The organism is Aeromonas rivuli (assembly GCF_000820045.1).
In the GTDB taxonomy this organism is placed as follows: domain Bacteria; phylum Pseudomonadota; class Gammaproteobacteria; order Enterobacterales; family Aeromonadaceae; genus Aeromonas; species Aeromonas rivuli.
In genome coordinates, this window is sequence record NZ_CDBJ01000043.1 from 96,072 (window position 1) to 121,871 (window position 25,800).

Sequence of the window (25,800 nt, forward strand, 5' to 3'; positions counted from 1 at the left end):
TAAATCGTGTTGATGGTCAGTATAGACACCCCATCTAATGGCATTGTGCAAAGCCATCGGCCAATTGCTGCATAAATTGTGGATAGGCATCCGGTCCTGACACCACGTCCTCCCCGACCTCATCGAGCAACAATACCTTGGCGCCGGTATTACGGGCCACCGACTCGATCACCGCCGGCGAGAACTGGGGTTCGGCGAAGATGCAGTTGGCCTTCTTTTCCTCCAGTGCCTTGCGAATCTCGACCAGAGTCCGGGCACCAGGACGTCGCTCAGGGCTGACGGTAAAGTGACCTCGGGAACGCATGCCATAATGACGCTCCCAATAACCATATGCCTCGTGAAACACGAAATAACCTTGCTGACTGACGGCCTTCATTTGCGGCGCTATGGCTTGCTCTTTCTCGGCCAATTTGCGGTTGAAGGTGATCAGATTCGCCTGGTAGCGGGCCTCATTGGCCGGATCCTGGGCACTCAAGGTATCCGCCAGCGCCTGGGCTATCACCCTTGCCTGATCCGGGCCCAGCCAGATGTGGGGATCCACCCCCTCATGATGGTGGCCTTCGTGACCTTCATGGCCGTGATCGTCATGATCATGCCCCTCATGAGACTCGCCTGCCTGGTTGGCATAATCAAACAATGGCATGCCCTTGACCCGGGTCAGGGTCAGCACGTGGGGAAGACCCGCCAAGGGTTTGCTCATGAAACCTTCCAGCTCAGGGCCGACCCAGACCACCAGATCCGCCTGCTTGATGGCACGAATGTCCGAGGGACGCAGAGAAAAGTCATGGGGAGAGGCGCCGGTCGGCAGCAACACCTGGGGCTCACTGACCCCATCCGTGATGGCTGCGGCGATGAAACCCAAGGGTTTGATGGTGGTCAAGACTGTGGTGGCACGCACCGGCTGGCTGATCATGAGCAGCGCGGTGAGCAGGGCAAGAATTCGCATAGGGATCTCGTCAGGACAGATGAATGTGATAATATAACAGAAAACGCGACTGTTATATTATAACTCTCACTGGCTGTAAACCCCGGAGCTGTCATGACCCAACTGGTGGAGCTGAAGCACGTCTGTCTCTCATTCGACGGACGTCTCGTGCTCGACAAGGTCTCCTTTACCCTCAATAAAGGCAAAATCACCACCCTTGTCGGACCCAATGGTGCGGGCAAGAGCACCCTCAGCAAGCTGGTACTGGGCCTGCTCAAGCCCGATTCCGGGCACATTGTGCGCAGTGGCGGGCTCAGGGTCGGTTATGTGCCACAGCGACTTTACCTGGATCCCACACTGCCGCTCACCGTGCGCCGCTTCCTGCAGCTCGGCAAGAATGGTCGCCTCTCCATTGAGGAGGCCCTTGCCCGGGTCGGTGGCCAGAGTCTGCTCGATAACCGAATGCAGAAGCTCTCCGGCGGTGAAATGCAACGGGTACTGCTGGCCCGCGCCTTATTGGTCAAGCCGGAGCTGCTGGTGCTGGATGAACCCGTACAAGGGGTCGACATCAATGGTCAGATCGAACTCTATGCCCTCATCGGCAAACTGGCGGCCGAGTTCGACTGCGCCGTGCTCATGGTCTCCCACGACTTGCACCTGGTCATGGCGAGTACCCATGAGGTGATTTGCCTGAATGGTCACATCTGCTGCCACGGGGAACCGGAAAGCGTGGCTCGCCATCCGGAGTTTGCCCGCCTGTTCGGCCGACCCGAGCAGGAGGTGCTGGCTGTCTATACCCACCATCACCACTGCGATGGCCAGCATGAACATGCCGAGCCTGCCCCGCTCATCCGCCTGCCGTCACGCAAATAAGCCGACGAGAATGCACAGCACGGATAAATATGGCGCCAAACCCGGCCTGAATCTCCTTTGGCCAACCGACTGCAAGTAAGGATCTTAACGTGGACAGCTTTCTGTTATATGCCCTCGCCGCCGGTCTCGGCATCGCCCTCCTGGCCGGGCCTCTGGGCAGCTTCGTGGTGTGGCGCAAGATGGCCTATTTTGGTGACACCCTCTCCCATGCCTGCCTGTTTGGCATAGCCCTCGGCATCTTGCTGCAAGTGGATCTCACCCTGGCGGTAGTGGTCTGCTGCCTCGCCATGGCCATGTTGTTGGTGGTCATGAGCCGCAATCAGCAGGTCGCGACCGATACCCTGCTCGGCATCCTGGCCCACAGCGCCCTCTCCCTGGGACTGGTGACCTTGAGCTTCATGGACAATGTCCGCGTCGATCTGATGGCCTATCTGTTTGGCGATCTGCTCTCGGTCCAGCCGGTGGATCTGGTCTGGATCTACGGCGGCGGCGCCCTGGTACTGCTCACCCTGTGGCGACTCTGGGATCCCCTGCTCTCCATGACCATCTCGGAAGAGCTGGCGCGGGTGGAAGGGGTGAGGGTCGATGTGCTGCGCTGCGTGTTGATGCTGCTCATTGGCCTGGTAATCGCGGTGGCCATGAAATTCGTCGGGGCGCTGATCATCACCTCCTTGCTGATTATCCCGGCGGCAACGGCACGCCGCTTCAGCCAGACCCCGGAGCAGATGGCAGGCCTGGCCGCCCTTATCGGGTGTTTGGCCGTGCTGGGAGGCCTGAGCCTCTCCTGGTTCCAGGATACCCCGGCAGGCCCGTCCGTGGTGGTCTGCGCCACCAGTCTGTTCGTGCTGAGCCAGTTCAAGAAGGCCTGATGGTCAGCTATCCTTCGCACCGCTGATTAAGGCGATGGCAGGCTCTGACAGGTTTCCAGCAGCAGCCATTGGCGCAGGCGGCTGATGGCGGGCTCATGGGCCCGCCCTCGTTTGCAGGTGAAGTAGAAGGCATCCCCCGTCTCCAGCTGATGCACCGGCAGGCGCACCAGCTGGGGATCATCCGGCCGTACCATGTAGTCATTGACGAAGGTGACGCCCTGATCCCAGGCCGCCGCCTCCATGGCCAGCAACACATGGCTGAAGTGATGCATCCGCACCCCCTCCGGCACCCTCATGCCGCCCGCTTCGGCCCAACGCTGCCAATCCTCCCCTCGTGACTTGTAGATGGACTGCACAGACAGCAGCGGCAACTGCCAGATGGCGCCGGGCCACTCGGCTTCCACCTGCTGCAACAGCCGACGGCTGCACACCGGGAAGAGCCGCTCCTGATAGATAAGATCATGGCTATAACCACGCCCATTGGGGCAGACAGTAATGAAGCAGTCCGCCACCCGATCGGAGAGTTCGGGATCCTCGGCCACCATCTCCAGGCTGAGATCCAGCTCGGGGTAGAGCTGGCGCAGCCCGGCCAGCCTGGGGATCAACCACTTGACCGCGAAGGAGCTGTAGACGGCGAGCCGCAGCTGCATTTGGGCTCCGCCCCTGAGCTGGGCACTGCTCTGGGCTATCTGGCCAAGCCCGGCGGCGATGCCCTCAAAATAGATCTCTCCTTGCAGTGTCAGGGACAAGAGCCGCCCCTGGCGCAGCAGCAATCGCTCGCCGAGAAAGTCTTCCAGCAGGCGGATCTGATGGCTGACGGCACTCTGGCTGACATTGAGCTCGAGGGCGGCGCGGGAGAAGCTGAGCAGGCGGGCAACCACCTCGAAATATTGCACGGCACGCAGCGGGGGGAGCTTCATTATCTATAAATCTCATAGATGGTGATTATTTATCATTTTACCCAATAGTCAGCCCACCGCTACCCTGATCCCATCAAGTCAGGAGGTGGTATGAATTCAGTATCGGCAGGCATGCTCTATCTGGTCCTCGGCAACCTCATCGCCGTCTTCTCCGACGTCCTGGTCAAGGTGCTGGATCCTGATCAGCCCATCTTCCAATTCGTCCTCTTTCGTCAGCTCTCGGCGGCGCTGCTGCTCGCCCCCTGGTTGCTCTGGTCCTGGCGTCGCCACCCGCCGATCGCCCTCAAATGGCACCTGCTCCGTGCCCACATCTGGGCGGGGGGTGTCTGCCTCATGGTGATAGCCCTGACCCAGTTGCCGCTGGCCACCGCCAATGCCCTCTTCTACGCGGCCCCCCTGTTGATGGTGCCCCTCGCGGTCTGGATCGCGGGGGAAGCCATGTCCCGGCAAAAAGTATTGACCGCCTTGATGGGGTTCATCGGCGTGCTGATAGTGTTGCGCCCGACCGAAGTGAACTGGGCCGCATTGGCGGCGCTCGGGGTGGCGCTCTCTCTGGCCCTCAACAACCTGTTGATCAAGCGCCTGCCCCTGCAGCAACCCATAGCCCAGACCCTCTTCTTCACCAATGTGTTGAGCATGCCCATCATCTTCGCCCTGGCCTGCTGGGATCCCACCCCCTGGCAGTGGCACCTGCTCTGGCCCGCATTTGGATCTTCGGCGCTGATCATGGTCTATGCGGGTCTGTGCGTGCTGGCCTATCGCAAGGCGGAGGCGAGCAAGATTGCCTCGGCCGAATACACTGGCCTGCTGGCCGCTGTGGTCATCGGCGCCTGGCTATTCGACGAGCAGCCCGGCCTGCCCCTGCTGGTTGGCTGCCTGTGCATCATCATTCCCCTGGCTGCCATGGCGCGAAAGAGCAAAGCCAAACCCCTGGCGGAGCCTGTCAGCTAGGGGAAATGAGCGTCAGGGAAAGAGGGCCTGGATGCGGGTGCGCAACTCGGGCACCACCTCGGTCTCGAACCAGGGATTCTTGCGCAACCAGAGGGTGTTGCGCGGAGAGGGATGGGGCAGCGGCAACCAGGCTTCCCCATAGTCACGCCAGTGTTGCACCGTCTCGGTCAGAGTGCCATGGCGGGCCTTGCCGAGGTAACGCTGCTGGGCATATTGGCCGATGAGCAGGGTCAGCTCGACATGGGGCATCAGCATCAGCACCTTCTCGTGCCAGGTGGGGGCGCATTCGGGACGAGGAGGCAGATCCCCCGACTTGCCACGCCCCGGGTAACAGAGGCCCATGGGCATGATGGCTACCCTCTTTTCATCATAGAAATCGGCGGGGGCCAGCCCGAGCCAATCCCGCAGCCGCTCGCCGGAGGGGTCGTCCCAGGGGATGCCGCTGGCATGCACTCGTGTGCCGGGGGCCTGTCCTATGATGAGCAACCGGGCCTGTTCGCTCCCCCGGATCACGGGGTTGGGCCCCAGGGGCAGATGCGCCTCGCACAGGCGGCAGGCGCGGATCTGTTCAAATAGCGCGTCGAGTCGGTTCATGACCCCATGATATCAGCTGCTGGCAGGGGGCGCAGCCATGGCGCCAGCGCCCCTCTCGCCCACATCTTTTGTCCTGGTTGCCCCTTGCCGCCCCGCTAGAGGCAGCCTATCATGCGGCCCAGATTGTTTAGTTTAATAAACGGAAGAGAATGAAAAGCTGGATGGGGACGGGCTGTGCGGCCCTGTCGTTCGCGCTCTGGGGCCTGCTGCCCCTCTATTACCAGTTCATGCCCGAGGTCAACATGTGGGAGCTGCTCTCCCACAGGGTGCTCTGGTCCGTGGTACTGCTCGCCCTGCTGTTTAGCCTGCTTGGCCAGCGGCTGCCCTGGGGAAGATTGCGCCAGGAACCCCGCCAGCTCGGTCTGATCCTGCTGGCCGGTCCCATCATGTCCGTCAGCTGGTGCATGTTTACCTGGTGCCTGACCACGGGTCAGGTACTGGCCACCAGCCTCGCCTTCTTCATGACCCCGCTATTCAACATCGCCTTCGCCGTGATCTTTCTCGGTGAGCGGCTCACTCCCCAGAAGCACCTGGCGGTTGCCCTGGCGCTGGCAGGGCTGGCCTACATGCTGTTCTCCTACGGTCAGCTGCCCTGGTTTTCCCTCATCATGGGGGCCAACTTTGCCCTCTATGGCCTGCTCAAGAAGAAGGTGCACTATGAGGCGAGCACCAGCCTCTATCTCGAATCCCTGGTGCAACTGCCCCTGGCCCTGCTGTGCATCGGCTGGCTGGTCTGGCAGGGCCAGGGCACCTTCATTCAGGGAGACTGGGGAGATCGCCTGCTGCTGATGGGCAGCGCTCCTGCCACCCTGGTGCCGGTTGGCCTGTTCTGCTATGCGGTGCTGCGCACCCGCATGAGCACCGTGGGTCTGCTGCAATACATTGAGCCGACCCTGGCCTTCCTGCTTGCCATCTTCTGGTTCCAAGAGCAGCCAGACCCCGTGAAGATGGTGGGCTTCGCCTTCGTCTGGGCGGGTCTGCTGATCAGCCTGCTGCCCCTGCACAGGTTGAACCGCAAGGCTCATGCCCCTTGAGCGGCGGCCTGCTCTGCCATGGAACCCTTGCTCCCTGAGGGTGCGCTGCGATAATGCCCTCACCCAGAGCCATGACGCTGTTCGAGAGCAGAGTACAAGATGAGTGAACGCCTCCCGTTTGAACCAGACAGCGCCGCTGATGAAGCGGTCTGCGTGACCAGGGGACATCCATCTGCCGATGGCGCCCCCCCAGGGGCGAGTGCCATCTGGTTTATCTATATGGTGCGCACCCGCAGCGGCAGCCTCTACACAGGGATCAGCACAGATCCTGATCGCCGCCTGACCCAGCATCAACGCGGGACAGGGGCACGGGCGCTGCGCGGCAAAGGCCCCCTCATCCTGGCCTGGCGACAGGAGGTCGGGGAGCGGGGCGCGGCCCTGCGTCTCGAATACCGGCTCAAGCAGCAGAACAAGGCCATCAAGGAGCAACTGATCCTGCACCCCGACCACTGGCATGCCTTGAGCCAGCAGTGGCTGCTCACCTCGCCCAGTGCAGCCCGACGGGAAGACAAGCGAGAGCCCGATGCCGCGCTCACACCGGATGGATTGCCATCATAAGAAAGGCCACCGCTATCGGTGGCCAGAGAAGGAGAGCTGTCACTGGCGGGGCACGCTTAGCCAGTGATGGTCAACCATGTATCCTGAGTGCTCTGCGCCAGGCATTGTCATCCAGGGCGCCTCTGCCCCATCACCCTCCGCAAACCAGGCCTCAACGGTAATGATTGGGGCGGCTGGTGCGACGCCGATTGCCCAGCAACCAGTAGACCACCAGCCCCAGCAATATCCAGGGCGCCAGCTTGAACACCAGGCCTATCATGCCTGCCAGGGCCCCGAAAATCATGAAGACCCCGCTCACCACCACCATGGCCAGCACGGTGAACCCGGCCATGGCCATCACGACAAGCACCGCCAGCAACACCAGAAATTCCAACATATTTACTCCTCGCAGCCGGGCTGCTCTTCATGGGGGTATGGGCGGGGTCAATCCAGCCAGCGCTTCAGTTCATGGCGCGGTGGCATCAGCAGCACCGCCAACAGGTAGGCTGCCAAGGTAAATGGCGGTAGCAGGATCAGGGCAAGCAGTGCCACTATCCGCACCGTCACCCTGGAGAGCCCCAACCGCCTGGCAATACCGGCGCAAACCCCGGTCAACTTGCCGTGCGCCACGTCTTTCGGCCAGGGCGTCATGATTACACCTCCACCTTCTGACCCTTCAGACGAGCCAGCTCGCGCTCTATCTCGTCATTGAGTTCCAGCTCGCGAAATTGCGCTTCCAGAGACGGATTCTGACCCAGGGTCGCGGCTTCAAGCTGGGCTTCCAGCTGATCGACCCGGCCCTGCACGCCGTCGAAACGCGCCATCAGTTCATGCATGCGGCTATGGTCGATCTGCGCACGGGCGCGGATCCGGCTGTGGGCCGTCTGCTCGCGCAGGACCAGCAACTTCTGTCTCTCCCGCGCCTCGGTCAGCTTGGCCCCCAGCCGCTCGCTGTCGGCATTGAGCTGGGCCAGCACCTCGGCCAGCCGATCCCTGTCCTGCTCCAGCAGTGCGAGGCGCTTGGCCTCGGCCAGCTTCTCGCCGAGGGCGGCACGGGCCAGGTCTTCACGGCCCTTGCCAATGGCCAGCTCGGCCTTGGCAGCCCAGCCCTGCATCTGCTGACTCAGGGCACTCTGCTGACGTTCCAGCTGTTTCTGTTCGGCGATGAGACGGGCGGCCTGGGTGCGCATCTCAATTTGCACCTGCTCCATCTCTTCGATCATGAGCCGGATCATCTTCTCGGGCTCTTCGCTCTTGTCGAGCAGGCTGTGCAGGTTGGCGTTGATGATGTCGCTGAGGCGGCTAAATACACTCATGGTCTGGCTCCTTGTCATGGAATGGGCCTGGGCCCCTGGTTTCAGTTTCTCGTGCCATCAGTGTTACAAGAGCCGTGCCAGAATATTTTTTCGTTAACTTACAATCAGATATGGGATTAACATCCGAAAACCAAACCATGGGTTAGCGTTTTTAACCAAAAAAGATGGCGAAAATCACCAATAAAAAAGGGAGCCAGTGGCTCCCTTTTTTACACCCTGAACCTTCATCAGGCGGCGCGATCCCGCTCGATGGCGGCATCCAGCTCGGCCAGCTTGGCGCTCATCTGCTCGCGGCACTGTTCGGACAGCTCGCGGATCCCGGCGGCACCATGCTCCTTGCTGCACAGGGGCGGCAGCATCTCGAGGCGCACCTCGCCATTGTCCCAGCGGTTGAGATCGATCTGGCCGAAGTAGCTGGAGCAGACGATGGGCACCACTGGCACCTCGGCCTGCACGGCTGTGTGGAAGGCGCCCGCCTTGAACGGTAGCAGGCCACGGCCCTGGGAGCGCGTGCCTTCGGGGAACATCCAGATGGAGGTGCCACGACCTTTGATGCGATCCACCACCTGACCTATGGTGCCAATGGCGCGGGAGCGGTTGGATCTGTCGATCAGCACATTGCCGGACAGCCAGAAGATGAGACCGAAGAAGGGCAGCCACAGCAGGCTCTTCTTGCCCACCGCCACCACGCCGGGGCGCACCGCGCCAGTCACGGTGAAGATGTCGAAGTTGCTCTGGTGGTTGCAGACATAGACGGCGGGGCCGACGTTTTTCACTTCATCCGGCATGGTCAACGTCACCTTGACGCCGATCAGCGGGCAGACGGCATGGTACATGCGAGCGAAGACGTAGACGTTGTTGGCATGACCGGGGCGCACCAGACAGAGCAGCAGGGCCAGGATGAACCAGACGACAAGTAGCAGGCCAAGCAGCAGAATACGGGCAAATTTGAGCATCGAACACCTCTAGACAAGATTCGGCGCAGTATACTGAGGCCGCTTTGGGTGAACAAGTGTTAGCCAAACAAAACCGGGCCCCGTCTGGGTGACCACATGGCGCTGTCACCTTGCTCCCAGCCGCGTTCTCCATGTGGTCTGACACCGTAAAAAAGCCTCTTATGAAGCCAAAATGACCCAACGGCTTGTATCGACAAGAGCGGCCCGTTAGGATGTGGCCCTCTCTAGACGATGGGCCCGGTATGACGCAACCACAGCGCACAGCAACACGACTCCTGCTACTGGTGTGCATACTGCTGCTCAACTGCGCCGCCCAGCCCCTGCTCAAACTGGCCCAACTCGACCAGGCGCTCAGCTGTCAGGCCCTCACGTCCACCGACGAAACGGGCCAGAGCCAGGAGAGCCCGCAGCCTAGCAGTTGCGAGCTCAAGGGCAAGTGGCTCAGCGCCACCCAGCTCAATGCCGCCGAGTTTATCTTTTTCGTCGTCGCCCTCATCATTGCCGTTCTGCCCCCCCTGTGGCGCTATAGCCCCCCCCTGCCGCCACCCAGGAATGGCAGAGCCCCCAAACTCCGATTGCACCTCCAGCTCTGCGTGCTGCGCGAATGAGTTATCCGCCACTTTAGACGGATCCCAACTTATTTATTGCGAGACACATCGATGACTAGATTGATCAAGACGGCGCTGCTGCTGATCTGCCTTGGCTGGCAGACGATAGCCGTCGCCGCTGACAGCGGCTGGCTGACCAGCCCACAAAACGACCACGCCCGAGTCCGGCTGCAAGGGGATTTCAGCCACCCGGCCCAGAGCCGCCTGCTGCTCGAGGTCGAGCTCGGATCCGGCTGGAAGAGCTATTGGCGCAGTCCAGGCCAGGGTGGCATCGCCCCCCAGATCCTCTGGCAAGGCCAAGAGCCAACCCAGGTCCAGTGGCACTGGCCGACCCCACAGCGCTTCGAGGTCGCCGGGCTCAGCACCCAGGGTTATCAGGGGGACGTCCGCTTCCCCATGACCCTGAGTGCGCCGACAGGCAGCACCTTGAGCGGCATACTGCGCCTCTCCACCTGCAGCAACGTCTGCATACTGACCGACTTCCCCTTCCAGCTGGCGCTGGGTGAGGCGGCCCCCGCGGGCTTTGATTTTGCCTATGCCCAGGCCATGAGTAAGTTGCCCCAATCGATGGCGAGCGACATCCGGCTCGAGGCCGGGTATGGCGCCAATGAGCTGCAACTCATTGCCGAGCGGCCCCAGGGCTGGCAGCAGCCGGCGATTTTCCTCGACGGTCAGGCAGAGGCCGAGTTTGGCGAGCCCAAGCTGCAGGTCGAAGGCCAGCGTCTGCTGGCTCGCATCCCGGTCAGCGATGGCTGGCAAGGCAATGCCCCGGATCTCAAAGGCAGGCTGCAGGGCGTGCTGCTGGTCGATGGCGAACAGGCCTGGCAGGGGGAGACGCCCATCAGCGCCCCCCTGGCGCTGCCAGCGGCCGGGCCTGACAGTGGTCACTCGCTACTCTGGCTGGTCGGCATTGCGCTGCTCGGGGGCCTCATCCTTAACCTGATGCCCTGCGTACTGCCGGTACTGGCCCTCAAGTTGGGGTCAGTGCTGCAGCTTGAGACGCGGGAGCGCAGACCCATTCGCCTGCAATTTCTGGCCGCCAGTGCCGGGATCCTGGTCTCCTTCTGGGCATTGGCCCTCATGAGCACCCTGCTGCGCGCCACTCAGGGGGCGGTCGGCTGGGGTATTCAGTTCCAGAGCCTCTGGTTTATCGGCTTCATGGTGGTGGTGACCCTGCTGTTTTGCGCCAACCTGCTGGGATTGTTCGAGTTCCGGCTGCCCAGTCGGCTCAACACCCGGCTCGCGACCACCGGCGACAACAGCCTGGGCGGCCACTTCCTGCAGGGCAGCTTCGCCACCTTGCTGGCAACCCCCTGTTCGGCCCCCTTCCTCGGCACGGCAGTCGCCTTTGCCCTCGGTGCGCCCCTGGCTCAGCTCTGGCTCATCTTTACCGCCCTCGGGCTTGGCATGAGCCTGCCCTGGCTCGCCATCGCGGCCTGGCCACGCCTCGCACTCTGGTTGCCAAAACCCGGCCCCTGGATGGGACGACTGCGCATAGTGCTCGGCCTGATGATGCTGGGATCCAGCCTCTGGCTGCTGAGCCTGCTCTCCGCACACCTCGGCACGCTCACCACCGGCTGGCTGATGGCCGCTGTGCTGCTGATCCTGCTCGTCGCCATCGGCTGGCGCCATGGCATGCGCGGTGTCACCCTGACCCTGGCACTCTCGACCCTGATTGGCGGTGCCCTGCTGCTCGGCGGCGCCCTCACGGCGCCAAATAGCCCTCAAAGGGAGACGGTGCAGTGGCAGCCCCTGTCGGAATCGGCACTGCAACGGGCTTTGGCGGATAACAAGCGGGTCTTTATCGATGTCACCGCCGACTGGTGCGTGACTTGCAAAGCCAATAAATACAACGTCTTGCTACGAGACGAGGTGCAAAGCGCCCTCTCGGCCCCGGATGTGGTTGCCCTGCGCGGTGACTGGACCCGGCCCAACGACAGCCTGGCCGCCTTCCTGCGGGCCCGGGGCGCCGTGGCCGTGCCCTTCAACCAGATCTATGGTCCCGGCCTGCCCAAGGGGGAAGTGCTCTCCCCCCTGCTCGACAAAGCCGACCTGCTCACCACCTTGCACAAGGCTGGCCTCATCAAGGCCGGCACCACTCGCTTCTAAGGAAAAGATGATGAAACCTACCCTGATCACCCTGAGTCTGCTCGGCGCCTTGCTCGCCCCCACCCTGCACGCCACTCCCTTCACCTCGGAGCAGGAGGTGCGCATCAAGGAGCTGATCCGCGAGACCCTGGTGGCCAACCCGAAGATCCTCGATGAGGCGGCCGATGCCTGGGAGAAACAGAACACCGCGGATCAAGCCGCCCAGCTTGGCAACATCATCAAGGGTAACCAGCAGGCCCTGTTCATGAGCCCGACCAGCCCGCGCCTGGGGGCCAAAAACCCCAAGCTGACCCTGGTCTCCTTCACCGACTACAACTGCCCCTACTGCAAACAGTTCGATCCGCACCTGACCCGTCTGCTCAAGGAGCATCCGGATCTCGGCCTGGTGATCAAATTGCTGCCCTTCAAGGGGCAAACTTCCGCCAAGGCCGCCCAGTACAGCCTGACCCTCTGGCAGCAGGATCCGGCTCGCTTCCTGCCGCTCCATGAAAAGTTGATGAGCAAGCAGGGCATGCTGACCGAGGCGGACATCAACAAGGCCCTGGCCGCCACCGGTAATGTGGGCCTCAAACCAGAAGACAAGGCGACCGAGGAGCTGCGCACCAGCCTTCGTCTGGGCACCTTGCTCGGCGTACAGGGCACACCGGCCACCCTGATTGGCAACCAGCTGGTGCCGGGCGCCATCTCCTATGACGAGCTCGAAAACCTGGTCTTGGCCGAGTTGGCCAAGCAAGGCTGATGGTCACACAATGGGAGCTGCGCTCAGACAGACTTCGTCTGGGCACCTTGCTCGGCGTACAGGGCACACCGGCCACCTTGATTGGCAATCAGCTGGTGCCGGGCGCCATCTCCTATGACGAGCTCGAAAACCTGGTCTTGGCCGAGTTGGCCAAGCAGAGCTAAGGGGACCCATGACTGAGACTAACAACCCGCTCTCACGCTGGCGGCGCTGGGGCAAGGAGGCGCTGTGGCTACTGCTGTTTGCCGTCATCCTCACGACCGCGCTGGATCTCTGGCGCGGGCCGACCCTGCCCGCGGGGAGCCCGCTTCCCGCTCTCACCCTGCAAGATGGCAGCACGGCGGACTTGCAGGCCCTGAGCCGGGACAAGCCGCTGCTGATCTACTACTGGGCGAGCTGGTGCGGGGTGTGCCGCTTCACCACCCCGACGGTGGAGCAGCTGTGGCAAGACGGCGGTAACGTGCTGACGGTGGCGCTGCGCTCGGGCAACGATGAGCAACTGCGCCGCGGCATGGCCAGCAAGGGATTGCGCTTCCCGACCCATAACGACGAGCAGGGCGCACTGGCCGCTCACTGGCAGGTGAGCGTCACCCCCAGCTTTCTGATCCTCAAGGATGGCAAGGTGGTCGGCACTACCACTGGCTGGAGTAGTCGTTGGGGATTGAAGCTGCGGCTGCTGTGGGCCAGCTGGTAATCCACTCCAATATAAAAAAGCCCGGTGATGAACCGGGCTCTTTTTTTATATCCGTTGGGGACGACTTGCTTAAGGGGCTGACTGCTGTGCCCGTTTCTGCAAGCTGGCCCTGGTGTCCGCTCGCTCCGCTTCGCTGATCACTCCGTCCCCATTCTTGTCCAGATGGGCGAACAACTTCTCCTGACGCTGCACAAATTGCGCCTTGGTGGTTTCCCGTCTCGGCTTGATGTTACCCATTCGCTCCGGCACAGCCTTGCCAGCCTGCTTCATCGCCGCCTCCATCTTGGCCAGGGTGGCTTCCTTCTCGGCAACCGAGATCACCCCATCGCCATTTTGATCCTGCCTGGCAAAGCGCTTTTCAGCACTCGCCATAAACTGGGCCTTGCTGATATCCCCCTTGATGAGCGGCTCACCGGGCACGGCATCGGCGGCCACCGCCAGGCTGCTGAGCAGCATCAGGGGCAGAAAGTAGCGTTTCATCATGATGTGGTTTTCCTCATTTGCACTTTTATCTCATCGACCGGGCCAATGATGGCGGGTCGGACGGGGGCGCTGCCATTGAGACGACCTGCGCGATTTGACCCTCGGCCAATGCAAAGGTTCCCGCGCCCCGTCGCCAGCCCGGTCATCCCCTCTTCGGGTGGCACAAAGGGAGACAAGTGACCAATTCCCACCCACGCCAAGTTCATTTGGCCGATCAGATCCTATTCATGGCAGTGCCGCGCTATTTCCGTTAAAATGACGGGTTTTTCGCCGTACCTGGTTTTCTCAGCGACCAGCCAGGGCCAGCATTGTGACTTCTCTGTTGCCAGTGATGCAGGATCTGCCATGAACAACTACTTTCGGGTGCTGGGTGTAAAATCCAACGCCAACGAAAACGACATCAAGAAAGCGTATCGACGACTGTCGAACCAGTATCACCCCGACAAGCTGCTCGGGGCCACCGACGAAGAACAAGCGCGCGCAGCCGTCTTGCTGCAACAGGTGAAGCAGGCCTACGAGGTTCTTTCGGACCCCAAGAAAAAAGCCGCCTTCATCAAAGACTTTAACAACGTCATTGTGACCGACCCGACCTCTGCCATGCAGGAGTTATGGGATCAATTCTATCCCTGAGGCTGTATGAAAAAGACATTGGATCTGGCGCGTATCAAGGCGCTGATGAGTGACGCCAGCGAGAACATCGAATCCTACCGTGATGTGGACCAGCCCAAGGCGCTGGAACAGTTCACCGGCAAGATGAAAGCGCTGCTGCTGGCCGACATGAGCATGCTGGAATTCATGCCCGAATACCTGCCACTGGCCCTCTATGGCCGGGTGCAGTTTTCTGCCCAGGCCAAGCCCGCCTGGCGCAACTGGATTGGCCAAGGGGAGCAACCCAGCTGGGACGAGTTCAAGGTGTCCGTTGCCTTCAACAACGCCGACCTGCCCCTGGTCAAGGCAGTACGCGCCCAGAGCGAAGATACCCTTATCGAAGCCTGCGCCGTGCTCTATCTGCTGGACAACCCCCTGCCCCGTGGCGCCCGCGATGACGACTATGCCATGCCCCGCGATGAGGATGAGGACGAGGGAGAAAACGCCGACGCTGACTATGACGGCAGCGACGAAGAGGGCGAGCAGGATATGTACGACGAAGTGCGTTTCTAATTTGAGGCAACTTGGGGTAAAGAATGAATAGTCTGATTGAAATTGCCGCCATCGAGATCAAAGAACTGGCCGTGATCGAGCCCAAGCAGGCCAGCGAGAGATTCGAGCTGATCGCCATGACAATGTCCGACGATCAGCTGGCCGAAGTCATTGAAAATATTGATATCGTCACCCTGACCCAGATCAACGGCCAGCATGATATCTCCTTCCCGTCCATCATCTCCGAGCTGATGACCCCGGAGCGGATCCGCGACATCGTCTGCCAGCAGCCCCTCTACTGGGAAGAGGCCATCAAGAACAATGCCGAGGAGCTGCAACAGCACACCTTCGACTTTCTCAACTACCTGATCCGCACCCAGGAGAGCGAGGCCAAGCAGCGCGAGATCCTCGAGTGCATCGCCGAGGATCCCGCCGGTCTCTTCTACCTCGCCATCCCCTTCATCGAGTTCTACCGCGGTGAGCAGCTTGATGATGAAGAGGGCATGACGGACCTGCTCCACGCCGAAGAGGAAGATCTGGAAGAGGCACTCTCCTACAGTGACCGCCAGCTGAGCGAGGATGCCCACGACTACTCCCTCGACGATCCCCGCAGCTTGCTGATGCTGATCCGCCAGCAGGCACCCGAGGTGGAGCAGGCCATCAAGGCCCTGCTGCGCAACGAGAACAGCACTTGGGACGGCATCATCAACAAGTTTGCCGCCGAGCTGGTGATGCAGGCCAAAGACAAGAACCAGGTCAGCGACGAGTACAGCGAAGTGGACGACATGTTCAGCTTTCTGGATTAAGGGACGTTTCGATGTCACAGGTAACGCAGCTAATCATTCGCGAGGCCAATCAGGGCCCCTTCCTCAGCCAGGTACTGCGCTTTGGTGCTGACAGTGAACGCTTGAGCCCCCAGCAACTGGCCGCCATCAAGGGCAAGGCGGTGTTGATGAGCCTGAAATTCGCCGACAAGTACTACAACAAGTACAAGATGCATCTGCTCGAACAAGCCGCCCACGACGTGATTGGCGTCATCAGCCTGGGGCTGCAGGAGCTGTCCGGGCGGGACACTGCCCGGGCGCTCGCCCTGCTGCAGGCCCCGGAAGGGCCCATCAAACCGTTCCAGAAAGGCTGGTCCATGCTGATCTCGGTCAGCCCCAAGCAACTGGGCGCCAATAACCTCTTTGGCGATGTGGATGCCCGTCTGCTCGATAAAATATCCAGCCCGCCGGATGTGGAAGAGTGGCAAGGCTGGCAGGAGTACGAGAAGGCGCAGCTGGAACATGACAAGGCCCGCCTGATGGCCCTGATGGACAGCCACTTCTATGCCTACGAGAATGACCACCCCACCCTGGAGGACAAGCTGGCCGAGGCCCTGCTCTACCGCATCCTCTGCGGTCAGGGCAGCGGCGCCGCGCCATTGAAGGTCAAGCAGGATCTCAAGCGCCGCCTGGCCCGGGAAATCGTGCTGCAAGAGCACTGGTTCGATACCGACTATCTGGCCGCCCAGCTTGAACTGTTGCTGAGCGAACTGCCCAGCGATCTGACCGCAGGGCTGCGTCAGGATCTCAGCCGGGGTTTTGTCTCCAACCTGCTCCACACCTTGGGCTTCGTGCGCCAGTACCAGCAGTTGCAGCAAGAGGGTGCTTCGCCGGAGAAGCTCGACAATATCGAGATGCGCGCCGGTCTCAAGCACCCCCTGCTCGGCTGGCCGCTCTACCACGACTTCTGACGGCGACTGCCGCCGCCATGTCATCGTCACCCAACGCCCGGCCCGCCGGGCGTTATCATCTGTGCGCCTTGGCCTCCGAACAAGCGCTGCCAATAAAAGTGCCTCTATTAAGCACCAGCGTACAACCAACCCGGTGATGAGGCGTCGAGCGCTCCTCTCGGGAACCCTCGTATGACATTGCAACCATCCCCGTATCGGCCCAGTCAGTTTCGAATGGAGGTTCGCCGAACTCTATAGACCAGAAACCCTCACCTCTTCAATATCGTCATTTTGATACACAGTCGCACTCCAATATTGGCTGTCGTTACCTGTTTGACGAGTCCATCCATCTGCCTCCAGTTGTCTGGCGATCATTCGATTCATAAAGCCATGACCGAGCAGCAGCACCGGTCCTTCGCTGGCAAGGGATTGAAGTCGTTGAACTGCCGTGCTGGCGCGCATCTTCGTAGTGCCGACAGATCCGACGCCGTGTGAGTAACCCCATAACCATAAGATTCGCAGGATAAATTCCCAGGCAAACGGCGATAGCCGTGGCAATCTCCAGTGACCATAAGGCTGTGGCGCTTCACGAAATAGCCCGTCGATGAGGGCGGGCTTCAGGCCGAGAGCCTGGACTGAGGTCAGCGCACGAGGCAAGTTGCTCGAGACTATCGCCTTGGCGGTGGCGGCGAGTTGCTTGCTGGCATCCAGGATGGGGGGGGTGGTAGTGTCGGAACTGTCGTAATGCTCGATCCAATCTTTCATCTCGAGCGCTGACATTTTGTCGGTTCCGGCCAGCTTTGGCTGGCCGTGACGCATCAGGATCATTTTTCTGCTCACTGTCTCACTGTCCGTTTACGCCCTTGTCCTGATGTGTTCCAAACCAACCGTGATCACGGTACCACACCACTGTGTCGGTGATGGTTTGCTCCAGCCCCCGGAAACTCAGGTCAAGCTCTCGCTCACTCTTGCCGTGATCGAAGCAGGTGCGGTCCTTCTCTCGTACCAACAGACGCAACGTAGCCATGCTCAGCAGAATGGGCTTGCCAGTAATACGCGCGTAGATCTCCTGCACCGCCGTCAAGGCGTATAAAAAGGGTAGCGGCAGTTGTCGAATGGGTGTCTTGACGCCAGCAATACGCCCAAGAACAGGTATCAGCTCACGCATCGTCATATGCCGGCCCGCCGCGAGATAGCGCTCACCCTGGCGCCCATACCTGGCTGCTGCGATCAGCGCCAATGCCACATCGCGAGCATCGACAACGGAGAAACTACCGGGGATAAGTCCGGGCAATTTGCCGCGTACGACATCGTTGACCAACTGTCCTGAGGAGGTCGGGCCAATGTCGGCAGGACCCCACATCCAGCCAGGCAGAACCATGCAGGCATGCATCTCGGGATGGACTTCCAGGAACGACAGGACGGCACGGTCGGCGAGGATCTTGCTGCGGTAATAGTCATCCGCGTCAGCGTCGGCCCGCAGACAGCTTTCATCAATTGACGTGCTGGGTGCGCCGTCAAGCACGGCAATGGAAGAGGTATGGATGAACCGTCGAATACCTGCGCGGTAGGCCTGACCCAGCAGGTTCCGTGTACCGGAGATATTAATCTTTTCGAGTTCCTCCCAGTGACTGCCGCCCTTGTAGCTATCGCGAAAGTACGCTGCGGTGTGGAACACCGTATCACAGCCTTGTAGCGACGCAGCGAACCCGTCGATATCCGCCATGTCACCCACCACCAGTTCCACCCCCGGCAAATCCTTGAACTGTTGTTCACCTTTGGCTCTTGAACGAACTAGGGCTTTGACTGCGTGACCACGAGCGACCAGTTCACGCACCAGGTTGTTGCCCAACAAACCGGTCGCGCCAGTGACAAATATGTTATGCATGTATTACTCCTCACTCTGATCGGCTAACGGCATCAATACCACACTGTCGAAGAAAACTTCTTCACGTATGACCAAGCCGTTTCTGAAGGTGAGGTGTGCGGCGTAATACAAGGTAATGTGGCGTCCATGGGGTGGAATCACCCGACCCGACACCACTAATGGTGCAGTGAAAGTGCCGCTCAGGAAGACGGTCAGTGCCAAACGATCGTCTGTGGCAACAAATGGGCTCAAGTTCATCTTGGCATCGGGGAATGCTGCGAGTAATGCGCGCCTTCGCTTGTGCATGGCCTCGAGACCGGTTTGTATCCCTACGCCATCGAAGTAGATGACGTCTTCGGAAACCAGTGCAAGCATCGCCTCCAGGTCTCGGCGATTAAAGGCGCTGGCGGCGCGTTCCGCATAGTCGTTGGTGCCAGTAGTCATACAGTCCATTCCATTCTTTTCGAGGGAGTGTAGATATACCGTTGACGCCTCTATCTAAAAACAGCGACTACTGCATAATGGCTTTGCAAATTTGCAGATCAGGCAAGATATGAAGCATGGCTTTGCAAGCAAACTGGGACGATCTTCGCCTGCTGTTGGCAGTCTCGCGACGTGGCAGCTTTCTTCAGGCTGGCCAATTGCTGGGGATCGCAGCGTCTACTGTGGCGCGACGGCTGACCCAGCTTGAAGGCGCACTGGGTGAGCCACTCGTCGAGCGGGGAGTTGAAGGATGCAGGTTGACCCCGCGAGGCCAATCCCTCGTGGACGTTGCCCTGGCTGCAGAAGCAGGCTTGAGGCGTCAAACAGCTACGGGCATGCCCGAGCCGTACACAGAGCTATCTGGTAATATCGTGGTCAGTGCAGGAGAGGGATTCTCGTCTTGCGTGCTGGAGGCTGCGAGTCGCTTCACCACTCTGCATCCGCGATGCTCGGTGGAGTTGCTGATCACAGCCGATTTTCACAAGATCGTCCGCGGCGCCGCAGACATTGCTGTACGCACGACTCATCTGGGCGAACCTTCGCTTATTTACCGCTTCATAGACAGGCTCGTTTACGGTGTCTTCGCCGATGCAGCTTATCTGAAGCGGTTTCCGGGGCTAACTCCAGCCACTGCGGCCAATATTGGCTTGCTTCCTCCGCTGGACATGTTGCCTCAAATGCGTGCGGCAAAGGCTGCGGGTCTGGACCACACGCCGATCAGCGTGAACTCGTTCGCGGTTCAACTCGAATCGGTGAAGCGAGGTATGGGTGTGGCGGTGCTGCCCCGTATTCTGGCGAAGGATCTGATCGGATTGTTCCCGGAACTCCAGCTTCCAGATATGGAGGTCTATCTGGTGACCCGACCGCAGGTATTGAAACAGGCTCATATCAAATGTTTTTTTGTCATCCTGGAGCAGGTTCTTATTGAAGCCCTGTCCATGAGAGGTGCCGAAGATTACCTCTTGAGGGACGCTCAGAAATGAGCGCGTCATGCACAGGATCTTCAGAGTCCACCAATTGAAATAGATATAAAAATACTTCGTGTGTGATCTCGTTTATCGCCAAAAAAAATCAACACGCGCGAAGCCTATGACCATTATCAATGACTAACTCCTGGCTCCCGCCGTACTCGAGCACATTGCTCGGCTGGCCGCTCTACCACGACTTCTGACGGCGACTGCCGCCGCCATGTCATCGTCACCCAACGCCCGGCCCGCCGGGCGTTGTTTTGCCCGTTTGTCAGCGTTGACTCGCAAGAACAGTGAGGCTGCAACAAGATAAGCCATCGGCCGGTCTGCTATGCAGGGCCGCGACCCTGTGAGCGCAGCGCACATACACCGGCGCTTCTCTCACAACATGGGACTCTAACCCCGAGCTTTCGCTACATAGGGTTAGGGCATACTCTCAGAGCCCCTACGTTCGCAGCCCATATTTTCGCAACCCATAGTTTCGCAACCCATATTTTCACAACCCAAGCCCCGCGAGCTCATTCAAGACAACCTCTCAAGGAGAAGAACATGACCCAGGAACGCATCCAGACTCAATATCGCCTCCCCGGCCCCTGTGCCAGCCAAACCGAGTTGAAGCAGGCCATTGCCCAAGCCATCGAGGCCCATAAGCAGGACTTCTACCCCCTGCTGGAGCGGCTGGTGGACGTGGGGGACACCCGAGTCAATTTAAGCCAGCAGAACCCGCTGCGGGTGCTGAGCATCGAACTCGATGAAGATGGCAGCAAGGGGCTGGCCCACCTCAACTACGAGTCCAACTTCGCCGAGAGCTGCCTCATCATCAACGAATATGACCAGCACCAGACCAGGGTGGCCTTTCGCCTGGAAGGGGATGATCTTGTCTTCGACCTTGAGCTGCCCATCGCGTGGAATTTCAATAATTAATACTTCGGCGATGCAATAAGCGCAGCCCATGGCACCGGCAACATAGGTGACACTGATGGAACGCAGTCATGGTGCCAGGGGCTGAAGAGACGACGGCCAGGAAGGCCGCAATAACAGCTTGATGATCGGCCGTTAAATTAAAGAAGCTGGCGTGACTACTCGGGTGCCCCACTTGGTGTAGGGTTGTCTCCATGCCAACTGAATAAACTATCGGGGGTCAGCATGGGTGAGCATCAACCTGCAGCAATGCCGGTATTGAACGACGGTGATTGCTATGGCTTCGAGCGCAAGAGTGCCGGGGACTTCCCCTTTTATCGCCAGTCCCCGAATGCCTTGTCTGGCCGCAGCTGGGTGCTGATCCTGCTTGGCGTGGCGCTGGGTTTTGCCGTGCTGACGGCCCCCATAGCGTTTTATAAAACCACGGCGGGCGGCTTTGTCCCCGCCATCCTGTTTCCTCTCATCCCCCTGGCTGTGCTCGCCATGGTGGCGGGGAAGGCATGGCGATCGCTGTTTCGAACGCCGACGGGGCGGGATGTTCTCTTGATGCTGGCGATTGCCGGCGTCAACATCCTGGTCTCGGTCGCCGTTGCATTGGTACTGCAGCACCTGTTCAAGATGAGTGAAAACCCGGTCAACGCCATGCTGGCAGAGGCCTCCAATACGGCGCGCATCCTCTTTTATGTAAAAACGGCGCCCCAGCTCTTTGGCGAGGAAGTGGTCTCCATACTGCCTTTTCTGGCCATCCTCTGGTTTTGTCACACCAAGCTCAGCCTGAGCCGCAAGTCCGCCATCATCACCGCCTGGCTCTGCACCGCCCTTATCTTCGGGGCCATGCACCTGCCCACTTATGACTGGAATTTTCTGCAATGTTTTCTGGTGATCGGCACGGCCCGCATAGTGCTGCTCAGTGGCTACCTCATCACCAAAAATATCTGGGTATCGACCGGCGCGCACATCATCAACGACTGGCTGCTGTTTACCGTCATGGTGCTGCTGCGTGCTGGCCAGGCTGACATATAAGACCGGCAACAGGCCGGGGCATGATCACAGGAAAGGAGCCTTGCCGGCTCCTTTCGTCATTACCCAGCCCATAGAAAAGGCGAGGCCCTTGCCTTTCCTCTGCCCGCTTCGTGATCATCAGGTGAGTAGTAACGCCACGACCTGCTCGGCTCTGCATAGCCGACCCGGATGCAGAAGGGGGCAGCTCGTGATTGGCCTGCTCCAGGCTGAGGGTCTGGTGGGCATCCTGCTGACACCACTGCACGAACTTGTCGCTGTTGAAGCTGTAGTGATCCCCGTGAAAGGCCCCGTGAGCCTCGATAAGCCCTATGGCTTTCTCCGTTTCCATGTCTGGCCTCCTGGCACAATGCTGTTCCCTTCAAGGTTAGCGAGCGGGGGGATGGGCGCGGCCTAATCGGCCATATCCTTGACCTGCGGCAATAGGCAAAGAGGGAGAAAAGGGAGGGTTACCAGCAGGACTGCGGCAGCTGATCTTCACCGGCGTCTGATTCCATTCCGAGAAATCAGCCTACCGCCTTTACAGCCATACGTAGGGTGCAATAAGCGCAGCGCATTGCACCGGCAACATAGGAGCGAACAATAGCGGTGCAATTCACGTTGTTCATTGCACCCTACTTGCTTCTCCCACTTTTTCCATCAACAAGGGGAGAAGGGCTGGGGATGAGGGGGAGCAAGCCATCAAGGCAGCAACAATCGGCAAGCCGCAGAGAGTTGAATCAAGTAGGGTCGATTAGCGAAGCGTAATCGGCCACAACGCAGTCTCGTGATTATGGGTATAGAGAGCAGATGAATTACCAGCAAAATGGCGGCAACCTGTTTTCGCGAACGTCTGATTACGCTTCGCTAATCAAACCTACGGCCCTGGCAGGTCTGTGCAATAAGCAGATGTTTGAGAGACATCCAGATTCATATCCGGTACGCTATCGTTATAATTTGTATGGTCTATAGGTATCCGTTTATGGTTAGTCCAAAAGAGATAATGGAGCATTATGTCATTGATCCTCAGGATAGCTATTTTGTTAATGGCGTACCGCCGATTGAGAATGTAGTGGTCGTTGCTTATGATCCTTTGTGGCCGAACATATATTCAACACTGGCATCTAAAATTAAGAATAAATTAGGTTCGCATCTACTAAAAATTGATCATGTGGGTTCTACGGCAGTACCTGGTCTCGCTGCCAAACCCGTTATTGATATTGATCTGACGGTTGCCGATGCTGCTGATGAAAAAACGTATCTATTAGCGCTTGAAAGTCTTGGGTATAGGCTAATCGTTCGTGAACCCCGCTTTCATGGTCATCGTCTTTTTCATTATAATAATCCTAGAGTTAACCTACATGTTTTCACTCGTGATACTCCAGAAACAGTCCGTCACTTGCTTTTTCGAGATTGGCTTAGACAGTCAGAGAAGGACTGCAAACTATATGCTGATGCCAAATTTGAAGCAATAAATGGTTGCAGCTTTGATATTCAAAAATATCACGAAAACAAAAGTAAAGTGGTACACGATATCTATAATAAGATTTTTAATCAGTTAGGATTTATTTGATATTTTGTTTGGCTATATTGTCAAATTTTGAACGTATTAGGTCTACTTCTCGCTCATAGCAGACGGTCTGTTTATACCGCAGAGTTCTACCAGCTCAAGTCTAAATCACACAGCTTAACACCTATTATTTGATTTTTAATGTAGAGAAAGGGCGCTTTCGCGCCCTTCTTTATTAATTAACCTTCCTGATTCTCTCCAGCTACCGGCTCGGCACCGGCTGCGGGTTCAATCTCTATCCTATCCACCCGCTGCAAACCGCGGGGCAGCTTGGCGCCGCGGCGGCCGCGCTCGCCGCGGTAGTAGTCCAGATCCGAGGGTTTGAGAGTCAGCTTGCGCTTGCCGGCGAACAGGGTGACATATTGCCCCTGCGGTATGATGGCGGCCATCACCATAAACTCTTCCCGCGCCTTGACGCGAGCGGAGGGGATGCTAATGAGCTTGTTGCCCTTGCCCTTGCCGAGCACCGGCAGGGTGCTGAGCGGGAACAGCAGCATGCGCCCCTCGTTGGAGATGGCCATGCAGAGGTCGGTCTGGGGCGAGCCAATCTTCTGGGGCGCCATCACCAGGCCCCCTTCCGGCACGCTGAGCAATGCTTTGCCGTTCTTGTTCTTGCCGATGAGATCGTCATAGGTGCAGACGAAGCCATAACCGGCATCTGAACAGATCAGATAAGGTTCACCCTCGTTGCCCATCACCAGATGACGTACCTCCTCGCCGGCCCCCAGCGCGAAGCGGCCGGTGAGCGGCTCCCCCTGACTGCGGGCCGATGGCAGACCGTGCGCCTCCAGCGCGTAGGTTCTGCCAAGGCTTGAGAGGAACACCGCCTGCTGGTTGCTGCGGCCACATGCATGAGCCAGATAACCATCCCCCGCCTTGTAGGAGAGGCCTGCCACGTCCACGTCGTGGCCCTTGGCGGCCCGCACCCAGCCAGAGCTTGAGAGGATGACGGTGACCGGCTCGCTCGGGGTCAGCTCTTTTTCGGTGAGCGCCACGGCGGTGGCACGCTCCACCAGCGGGGTGCGGCGATCGTCGCCGTACTTCTCGGCATCCGCCAGCAGCTCTTTCTTGAGCAGGGTATTGAGGCGGCGCTCCGAGCCCAGCAGCAGTTCCAGCTTGTCGCGCTCTATGGCCAGCTCGTCCTGTTCGGCGCGCAGCTTGAACTCTTCCAGCTTGGCCAGATGGCGCAGTTTGAGTTCGAGGATAGCCTCGGCCTGGGTCTCGCTGATATTGAAGCGCTCCACCATCACCCTGCCCGGCTCATCCTCGGTACGGATGATCTCGATCACCTCGTCGATGTTGAGGTAGGCCACCAGCAAGCCTTCGAGGATGTGCAGGCGGGCCAGCACCTTGTCGAGGCGGTACTGCAGGCGACGGCGCACCGTCTCGCGACGGAAGACAATCCACTCGGCGAGGATCATCTTGAGGGTCTTCACCTGGGGTCTGTTGTCCAGCCCCAGGATGTTGAGGTTGACCCGATAGTTCTTCTCCAAGTCCGTGGTGGCGAACAGGTGGGCCATCAGCGCCTCCACATCCACCCGGTTGGAGCGGGGGATGATCACCAGACGGGTCGGGTTCTCATGATCCGATTCGTCGCGCAGGTCGGTGACCATGGGCAGCTTCTTGGCCACCATCTGGGCGGCGATCTGCTCCATGATCTTGGCGCCCGAGGCCTGATGGGGCAGCGCCGTGATGACGATGTCGCCATCCTCCTCGTTCCACACCGCCCGCTGCTTGATGGAGCCCTTGCCGGTCTCGTAGATTTTGCGGATATCATCGCGCGGGGTGATGATCTCGGCATTGGTCGGGTAGTCCGGCCCCTGGATGTGTTGCATCAACACATCCAGCCCCGCATTGGGGTTGTCGAGCAGCTCCACGCAGGCATGGGCCACTTCCCGGGCGTTGTGGGGCGGAATGTCGGTCGCCATGCCCACCGCGATGCCGGTGATGCCGTTGAGCAGTATGTGGGGCAGACGAGCCGGCAGCACCACGGGTTCCTTCATGGTGCCGTCGAAGTTCGGCGTCCACTCCACCGTGCCCTGGCCGAGCTCGGAGAGCAGCAGCTCGGAGAAGCGCGACAGCCGCGCCTCGGTGTAACGCATGGCGGCGAAGGATTTGGGATCGTCCGGCGCACCCCAGTTGCCCTGACCGTCCACCAGCGGATAGCGGTAGGAGAAGGGCTGGGCCATCAGCACCATGGCCTCGTAACAGGCGCTGTCACCGTGGGGATGGTACTTACCCAGCACGTCCCCCACGGTTCGGGCGGACTTCTTGTGCTTGGAGAGCGCGGAGAGCCCCAGCTCGCTCATGGCGTAGATGATGCGCCGCTGCACCGGCTTGAGGCCGTCGCCGATATGGGGCAAAGCCCGGTCCATGATGACGTACATGGAGTAGTTCAAGTAAGCCTGCTCGGTGAAGGCGCGCATGGGTTGGCGCTCTACCCCATCCAGACTGAGCTCGATAGCATCACTCATGTGATAGTTCTCTTTCGGTTCGGGGGCCGCCACAGGGCGACTCCGGCTAAATGCTT

The 25,800-nt window shown here is 59.6% G+C and carries 29 protein-coding genes and 1 pseudogene; 18 read left to right on the plus strand and 12 right to left on the minus strand.

Annotation, left to right across the window (positions count from 1 at the left end):
- Nucleotides 1-34: 34 nt before the first annotated feature.
- Nucleotides 35-946, minus strand: coding sequence for a zinc ABC transporter substrate-binding protein ZnuA (gene znuA, locus BN1130_RS09370; protein WP_042041661.1), 912 nt, complete (start codon nt 944-946; stop codon nt 35-37).
- Nucleotides 947-1,039: 93 nt separating this feature from the next.
- On the opposite strand from znuA, the gene znuC reads away from it, so the two are divergent.
- The gene (znuC, locus tag BN1130_RS09375; RefSeq protein WP_042041662.1) at nt 1,040-1,798 is read left to right on the plus strand and encodes a zinc ABC transporter ATP-binding protein ZnuC; all 759 of its coding nucleotides are present in this window, start codon (nt 1,040-1,042) and stop codon (nt 1,796-1,798) included.
- 89 nt (nt 1,799-1,887) lie between these two features.
- Nucleotides 1,888-2,667, plus strand: coding sequence for a zinc ABC transporter permease subunit ZnuB (gene znuB, locus BN1130_RS09380; protein ID WP_042041663.1), 780 nt, complete (start codon nt 1,888-1,890; stop codon nt 2,665-2,667).
- A gap of 26 nt (nt 2,668-2,693) precedes the next feature.
- Here the strand turns inward: znuB and BN1130_RS09385 are convergent, their stop codons facing one another.
- On the minus strand, nt 2,694-3,587 hold the full coding sequence (locus BN1130_RS09385) for a LysR substrate-binding domain-containing protein (RefSeq protein WP_042041664.1): 894 nt from the start codon (nt 3,585-3,587) through the stop codon (nt 2,694-2,696).
- Between the two features lie 90 nt (nt 3,588-3,677).
- Between BN1130_RS09385 and BN1130_RS09390 the strand changes: the two genes are divergently transcribed.
- Nucleotides 3,678-4,538: a DMT family transporter gene (locus BN1130_RS09390; protein WP_042041665.1), complete on the plus strand. Its 861-nt coding sequence runs from the start codon at nt 3,678-3,680 to the stop codon at nt 4,536-4,538.
- A 12-nt stretch (nt 4,539-4,550) separates the two neighbouring features.
- On the opposite strand, the gene BN1130_RS09395 is transcribed toward BN1130_RS09390, so the two are convergent.
- On the minus strand, nt 4,551-5,132 hold the full coding sequence (locus BN1130_RS09395) for a uracil-DNA glycosylase family protein (RefSeq protein ID WP_042041666.1): 582 nt from the start codon (nt 5,130-5,132) through the stop codon (nt 4,551-4,553).
- Between the two features lie 149 nt (nt 5,133-5,281).
- Here BN1130_RS09395 and rarD point away from each other — a divergent pair, with 149 nt between their 5' ends.
- Entirely contained in the window at nt 5,282-6,166 is an 885-nt protein-coding gene (gene rarD / locus BN1130_RS09400; protein WP_042041667.1) for an EamA family transporter RarD, read from the plus strand.
- 219 nt (nt 6,167-6,385) lie between these two features.
- Nucleotides 6,386-6,724, plus strand: coding sequence for a GIY-YIG nuclease family protein (locus BN1130_RS09405; protein ID WP_232301966.1), 339 nt, complete (start codon nt 6,386-6,388; stop codon nt 6,722-6,724).
- Between the two features lie 151 nt (nt 6,725-6,875).
- Here the strand turns inward: BN1130_RS09405 and pspG are convergent, their stop codons facing one another.
- The 4 genes from pspG to BN1130_RS09425 form a co-directional block, all read right to left on the minus strand.
- Nucleotides 6,876-7,100, minus strand: a complete 225-nt coding sequence (gene pspG / locus BN1130_RS09410; RefSeq protein WP_042041668.1) for an envelope stress response protein PspG — start codon at nt 7,098-7,100, stop codon at nt 6,876-6,878.
- 47 nt (nt 7,101-7,147) lie between these two features.
- Complete coding sequence (locus BN1130_RS09415) at nt 7,148-7,354, minus strand: PspC domain-containing protein (RefSeq protein WP_042041669.1); 207 nt, start codon at nt 7,352-7,354, stop codon at nt 7,148-7,150.
- Nucleotides 7,355-7,356: 2 nt separating this feature from the next.
- Nucleotides 7,357-8,019 carry a phage shock protein PspA gene (gene pspA / locus BN1130_RS09420; RefSeq protein ID WP_042041671.1) on the minus strand — a complete coding sequence of 221 codons (663 nt, stop codon included), beginning with the start codon at nt 8,017-8,019 and terminating at the stop codon, nt 7,357-7,359.
- A gap of 227 nt (nt 8,020-8,246) precedes the next feature.
- Nucleotides 8,247-8,975, minus strand: a complete 729-nt coding sequence (locus BN1130_RS09425) for a 1-acylglycerol-3-phosphate O-acyltransferase (RefSeq protein ID WP_042041672.1) — start codon at nt 8,973-8,975, stop codon at nt 8,247-8,249.
- 242 nt (nt 8,976-9,217) lie between these two features.
- Between BN1130_RS09425 and BN1130_RS09430 the strand changes: the two genes are divergently transcribed.
- The 5 genes and pseudogenes from BN1130_RS09430 (at nt 9,218) to BN1130_RS09450 (ending at nt 13,125) form a co-directional block, all read left to right on the plus strand.
- Nucleotides 9,218-9,583 carry a hypothetical protein gene (locus tag BN1130_RS09430; protein WP_042041673.1) on the plus strand — a complete coding sequence of 122 codons (366 nt, stop codon included), beginning with the start codon at nt 9,218-9,220 and terminating at the stop codon, nt 9,581-9,583.
- A gap of 51 nt (nt 9,584-9,634) precedes the next feature.
- On the plus strand, nt 9,635-11,692 hold the full coding sequence (locus BN1130_RS09435) for a protein-disulfide reductase DsbD family protein (protein ID WP_042041674.1): 2,058 nt from the start codon (nt 9,635-9,637) through the stop codon (nt 11,690-11,692).
- Between the two features lie 10 nt (nt 11,693-11,702).
- Entirely contained in the window at nt 11,703-12,431 is a 729-nt protein-coding gene (locus BN1130_RS09440; protein ID WP_042041675.1) for a DsbA family protein, read from the plus strand.
- Between the two features lie 14 nt (nt 12,432-12,445).
- Nucleotides 12,446-12,595: pseudogene (locus BN1130_RS09445) on the plus strand (copper resistance protein); the annotation flags it as partial.
- Nucleotides 12,596-12,603: 8 nt separating this feature from the next.
- On the plus strand, nt 12,604-13,125 hold the full coding sequence (locus BN1130_RS09450; protein ID WP_042041678.1) for a protein disulfide oxidoreductase: 522 nt from the start codon (nt 12,604-12,606) through the stop codon (nt 13,123-13,125).
- A gap of 69 nt (nt 13,126-13,194) precedes the next feature.
- On the opposite strand, the gene BN1130_RS09455 is transcribed toward BN1130_RS09450, so the two are convergent.
- Nucleotides 13,195-13,608: an EF-hand domain-containing protein gene (locus BN1130_RS09455; RefSeq protein ID WP_042041680.1), complete on the minus strand. Its 414-nt coding sequence runs from the start codon at nt 13,606-13,608 to the stop codon at nt 13,195-13,197.
- Nucleotides 13,609-13,953: 345 nt separating this feature from the next.
- Between BN1130_RS09455 and atcJ the strand changes: the two genes are divergently transcribed.
- Genes atcJ through atcC form a run of 4 tightly spaced genes read left to right on the plus strand, consistent with a single transcriptional unit; the run spans nt 13,954 to nt 16,483 of the window.
- Entirely contained in the window at nt 13,954-14,238 is a 285-nt protein-coding gene (gene atcJ, locus BN1130_RS09460) for a cold adaptation protein ActJcold adaptation protein ActJ (RefSeq protein ID WP_042041681.1), read from the plus strand.
- Nucleotides 14,239-14,244: 6 nt separating this feature from the next.
- Nucleotides 14,245-14,769 (plus strand): cold adaptation protein AtcA, encoded by a 525-nt coding sequence (gene atcA / locus BN1130_RS09465; RefSeq protein WP_042041682.1) that lies wholly within the window; start codon nt 14,245-14,247, stop codon nt 14,767-14,769.
- 23 nt (nt 14,770-14,792) lie between these two features.
- Nucleotides 14,793-15,554 carry a cold adaptation protein AtcB gene (gene atcB / locus BN1130_RS09470; RefSeq protein WP_042041683.1) on the plus strand — a complete coding sequence of 254 codons (762 nt, stop codon included), beginning with the start codon at nt 14,793-14,795 and terminating at the stop codon, nt 15,552-15,554.
- An 11-nt stretch (nt 15,555-15,565) separates the two neighbouring features.
- On the plus strand, nt 15,566-16,483 hold the full coding sequence (atcC, locus tag BN1130_RS09475) for a cold adaptation protein AtcC (RefSeq protein WP_042041684.1): 918 nt from the start codon (nt 15,566-15,568) through the stop codon (nt 16,481-16,483).
- 231 nt (nt 16,484-16,714) lie between these two features.
- Here the strand turns inward: atcC and BN1130_RS09480 are convergent, their stop codons facing one another.
- Genes BN1130_RS09480 through BN1130_RS22230 form a run of 3 tightly spaced genes read right to left on the minus strand, consistent with a single transcriptional unit; the run spans nt 16,715 to nt 18,773 of the window.
- A complete protein-coding gene (locus tag BN1130_RS09480) occupies nt 16,715-17,290 on the minus strand; it encodes a histidine phosphatase family protein (protein WP_232301960.1) in 576 nt (191 codons plus the stop codon).
- Nucleotides 17,291-17,306: 16 nt separating this feature from the next.
- Nucleotides 17,307-18,350, minus strand: a complete 1,044-nt coding sequence (locus tag BN1130_RS09485; RefSeq protein WP_042041685.1) for an SDR family oxidoreductase — start codon at nt 18,348-18,350, stop codon at nt 17,307-17,309.
- A gap of 3 nt (nt 18,351-18,353) precedes the next feature.
- Nucleotides 18,354-18,773, minus strand: a complete 420-nt coding sequence (locus BN1130_RS22230) for an ester cyclase (protein ID WP_042041686.1) — start codon at nt 18,771-18,773, stop codon at nt 18,354-18,356.
- Between the two features lie 116 nt (nt 18,774-18,889).
- Here BN1130_RS22230 and BN1130_RS09495 point away from each other — a divergent pair, with 116 nt between their 5' ends.
- The 4 genes from BN1130_RS09495 to BN1130_RS21635 all read left to right on the plus strand — a co-directional run bounded on the left by BN1130_RS09495 (nt 18,890) and on the right by BN1130_RS21635 (nt 23,273).
- Complete coding sequence (locus BN1130_RS09495; protein ID WP_042041688.1) at nt 18,890-19,795, plus strand: LysR family transcriptional regulator; 906 nt, start codon at nt 18,890-18,892, stop codon at nt 19,793-19,795.
- A 534-nt stretch (nt 19,796-20,329) separates the two neighbouring features.
- Nucleotides 20,330-20,704, plus strand: coding sequence for a hypothetical protein (locus BN1130_RS09500; RefSeq protein ID WP_042041689.1), 375 nt, complete (start codon nt 20,330-20,332; stop codon nt 20,702-20,704).
- A 222-nt stretch (nt 20,705-20,926) separates the two neighbouring features.
- The gene (locus BN1130_RS09505; RefSeq protein WP_198135255.1) at nt 20,927-21,724 is read left to right on the plus strand and encodes a CPBP family intramembrane glutamic endopeptidase; all 798 of its coding nucleotides are present in this window, start codon (nt 20,927-20,929) and stop codon (nt 21,722-21,724) included.
- A 979-nt stretch (nt 21,725-22,703) separates the two neighbouring features.
- On the plus strand, nt 22,704-23,273 hold the full coding sequence (locus tag BN1130_RS21635; protein ID WP_198135256.1) for a GrpB family protein: 570 nt from the start codon (nt 22,704-22,706) through the stop codon (nt 23,271-23,273).
- Nucleotides 23,274-23,449: 176 nt separating this feature from the next.
- Here BN1130_RS21635 and parC read toward each other — a convergent pair whose 3' ends face one another.
- Nucleotides 23,450-25,744 carry a DNA topoisomerase IV subunit A gene (gene parC / locus BN1130_RS09515; protein WP_042041691.1) on the minus strand — a complete coding sequence of 765 codons (2,295 nt, stop codon included), beginning with the start codon at nt 25,742-25,744 and terminating at the stop codon, nt 23,450-23,452.
- Nucleotides 25,745-25,800: the final 56 nt, after the last annotated feature.

Excerpts from the sequence above, each read along its gene's own strand:
- znuA (WP_042041661.1), bottom strand. The coding sequence starts at position 946 with ATGCGAATTCTTGCCCTGCTCACCGCGCTGCTCATGATCAGCCAGCCG.
- znuC (WP_042041662.1), top strand. The coding sequence starts at position 1,040 with ATGACCCAACTGGTGGAGCTGAAGCACGTCTGTCTCTCATTCGACGGA.
- BN1130_RS09385 (WP_042041664.1), bottom strand. The coding sequence starts at position 3,587 with ATGAAGCTCCCCCCGCTGCGTGCCGTGCAATATTTCGAGGTGGTTGCC.
- BN1130_RS09390 (WP_042041665.1), top strand. The coding sequence starts at position 3,678 with ATGAATTCAGTATCGGCAGGCATGCTCTATCTGGTCCTCGGCAACCTC.
- BN1130_RS09395 (WP_042041666.1), bottom strand. The coding sequence starts at position 5,132 with ATGAACCGACTCGACGCGCTATTTGAACAGATCCGCGCCTGCCGCCTG.
- rarD (WP_042041667.1), top strand. The coding sequence starts at position 5,282 with ATGAAAAGCTGGATGGGGACGGGCTGTGCGGCCCTGTCGTTCGCGCTC.
- BN1130_RS09405 (WP_232301966.1), top strand. The coding sequence starts at position 6,386 with ATGGTGCGCACCCGCAGCGGCAGCCTCTACACAGGGATCAGCACAGAT.
- pspG (WP_042041668.1), bottom strand. The coding sequence starts at position 7,100 with ATGTTGGAATTTCTGGTGTTGCTGGCGGTGCTTGTCGTGATGGCCATG.
- BN1130_RS09415 (WP_042041669.1), bottom strand. The coding sequence starts at position 7,354 with ATGACGCCCTGGCCGAAAGACGTGGCGCACGGCAAGTTGACCGGGGTT.
- pspA (WP_042041671.1), bottom strand. The coding sequence starts at position 8,019 with ATGAGTGTATTTAGCCGCCTCAGCGACATCATCAACGCCAACCTGCAC.
- BN1130_RS09425 (WP_042041672.1), bottom strand. The coding sequence starts at position 8,975 with ATGCTCAAATTTGCCCGTATTCTGCTGCTTGGCCTGCTACTTGTCGTC.
- BN1130_RS09430 (WP_042041673.1), top strand. The coding sequence starts at position 9,218 with ATGACGCAACCACAGCGCACAGCAACACGACTCCTGCTACTGGTGTGC.
- BN1130_RS09435 (WP_042041674.1), top strand. The coding sequence starts at position 9,635 with ATGACTAGATTGATCAAGACGGCGCTGCTGCTGATCTGCCTTGGCTGG.
- BN1130_RS09440 (WP_042041675.1), top strand. The coding sequence starts at position 11,703 with ATGAAACCTACCCTGATCACCCTGAGTCTGCTCGGCGCCTTGCTCGCC.
- BN1130_RS09450 (WP_042041678.1), top strand. The coding sequence starts at position 12,604 with ATGACTGAGACTAACAACCCGCTCTCACGCTGGCGGCGCTGGGGCAAG.
- BN1130_RS09455 (WP_042041680.1), bottom strand. The coding sequence starts at position 13,608 with ATGATGAAACGCTACTTTCTGCCCCTGATGCTGCTCAGCAGCCTGGCG.
- atcJ (WP_042041681.1), top strand. The coding sequence starts at position 13,954 with ATGAACAACTACTTTCGGGTGCTGGGTGTAAAATCCAACGCCAACGAA.
- atcA (WP_042041682.1), top strand. The coding sequence starts at position 14,245 with ATGAAAAAGACATTGGATCTGGCGCGTATCAAGGCGCTGATGAGTGAC.
- atcB (WP_042041683.1), top strand. The coding sequence starts at position 14,793 with ATGAATAGTCTGATTGAAATTGCCGCCATCGAGATCAAAGAACTGGCC.
- atcC (WP_042041684.1), top strand. The coding sequence starts at position 15,566 with ATGTCACAGGTAACGCAGCTAATCATTCGCGAGGCCAATCAGGGCCCC.
- BN1130_RS09480 (WP_232301960.1), bottom strand. The coding sequence starts at position 17,290 with ATGATCCTGATGCGTCACGGCCAGCCAAAGCTGGCCGGAACCGACAAA.
- BN1130_RS09485 (WP_042041685.1), bottom strand. The coding sequence starts at position 18,350 with ATGCATAACATATTTGTCACTGGCGCGACCGGTTTGTTGGGCAACAAC.
- BN1130_RS22230 (WP_042041686.1), bottom strand. The coding sequence starts at position 18,773 with ATGACTACTGGCACCAACGACTATGCGGAACGCGCCGCCAGCGCCTTT.
- BN1130_RS09495 (WP_042041688.1), top strand. The coding sequence starts at position 18,890 with ATGGCTTTGCAAGCAAACTGGGACGATCTTCGCCTGCTGTTGGCAGTC.
- BN1130_RS09500 (WP_042041689.1), top strand. The coding sequence starts at position 20,330 with ATGACCCAGGAACGCATCCAGACTCAATATCGCCTCCCCGGCCCCTGT.
- BN1130_RS09505 (WP_198135255.1), top strand. The coding sequence starts at position 20,927 with ATGGGTGAGCATCAACCTGCAGCAATGCCGGTATTGAACGACGGTGAT.
- BN1130_RS21635 (WP_198135256.1), top strand. The coding sequence starts at position 22,704 with ATGGAGCATTATGTCATTGATCCTCAGGATAGCTATTTTGTTAATGGC.
- parC (WP_042041691.1), bottom strand. The coding sequence starts at position 25,744 with ATGAGTGATGCTATCGAGCTCAGTCTGGATGGGGTAGAGCGCCAACCC.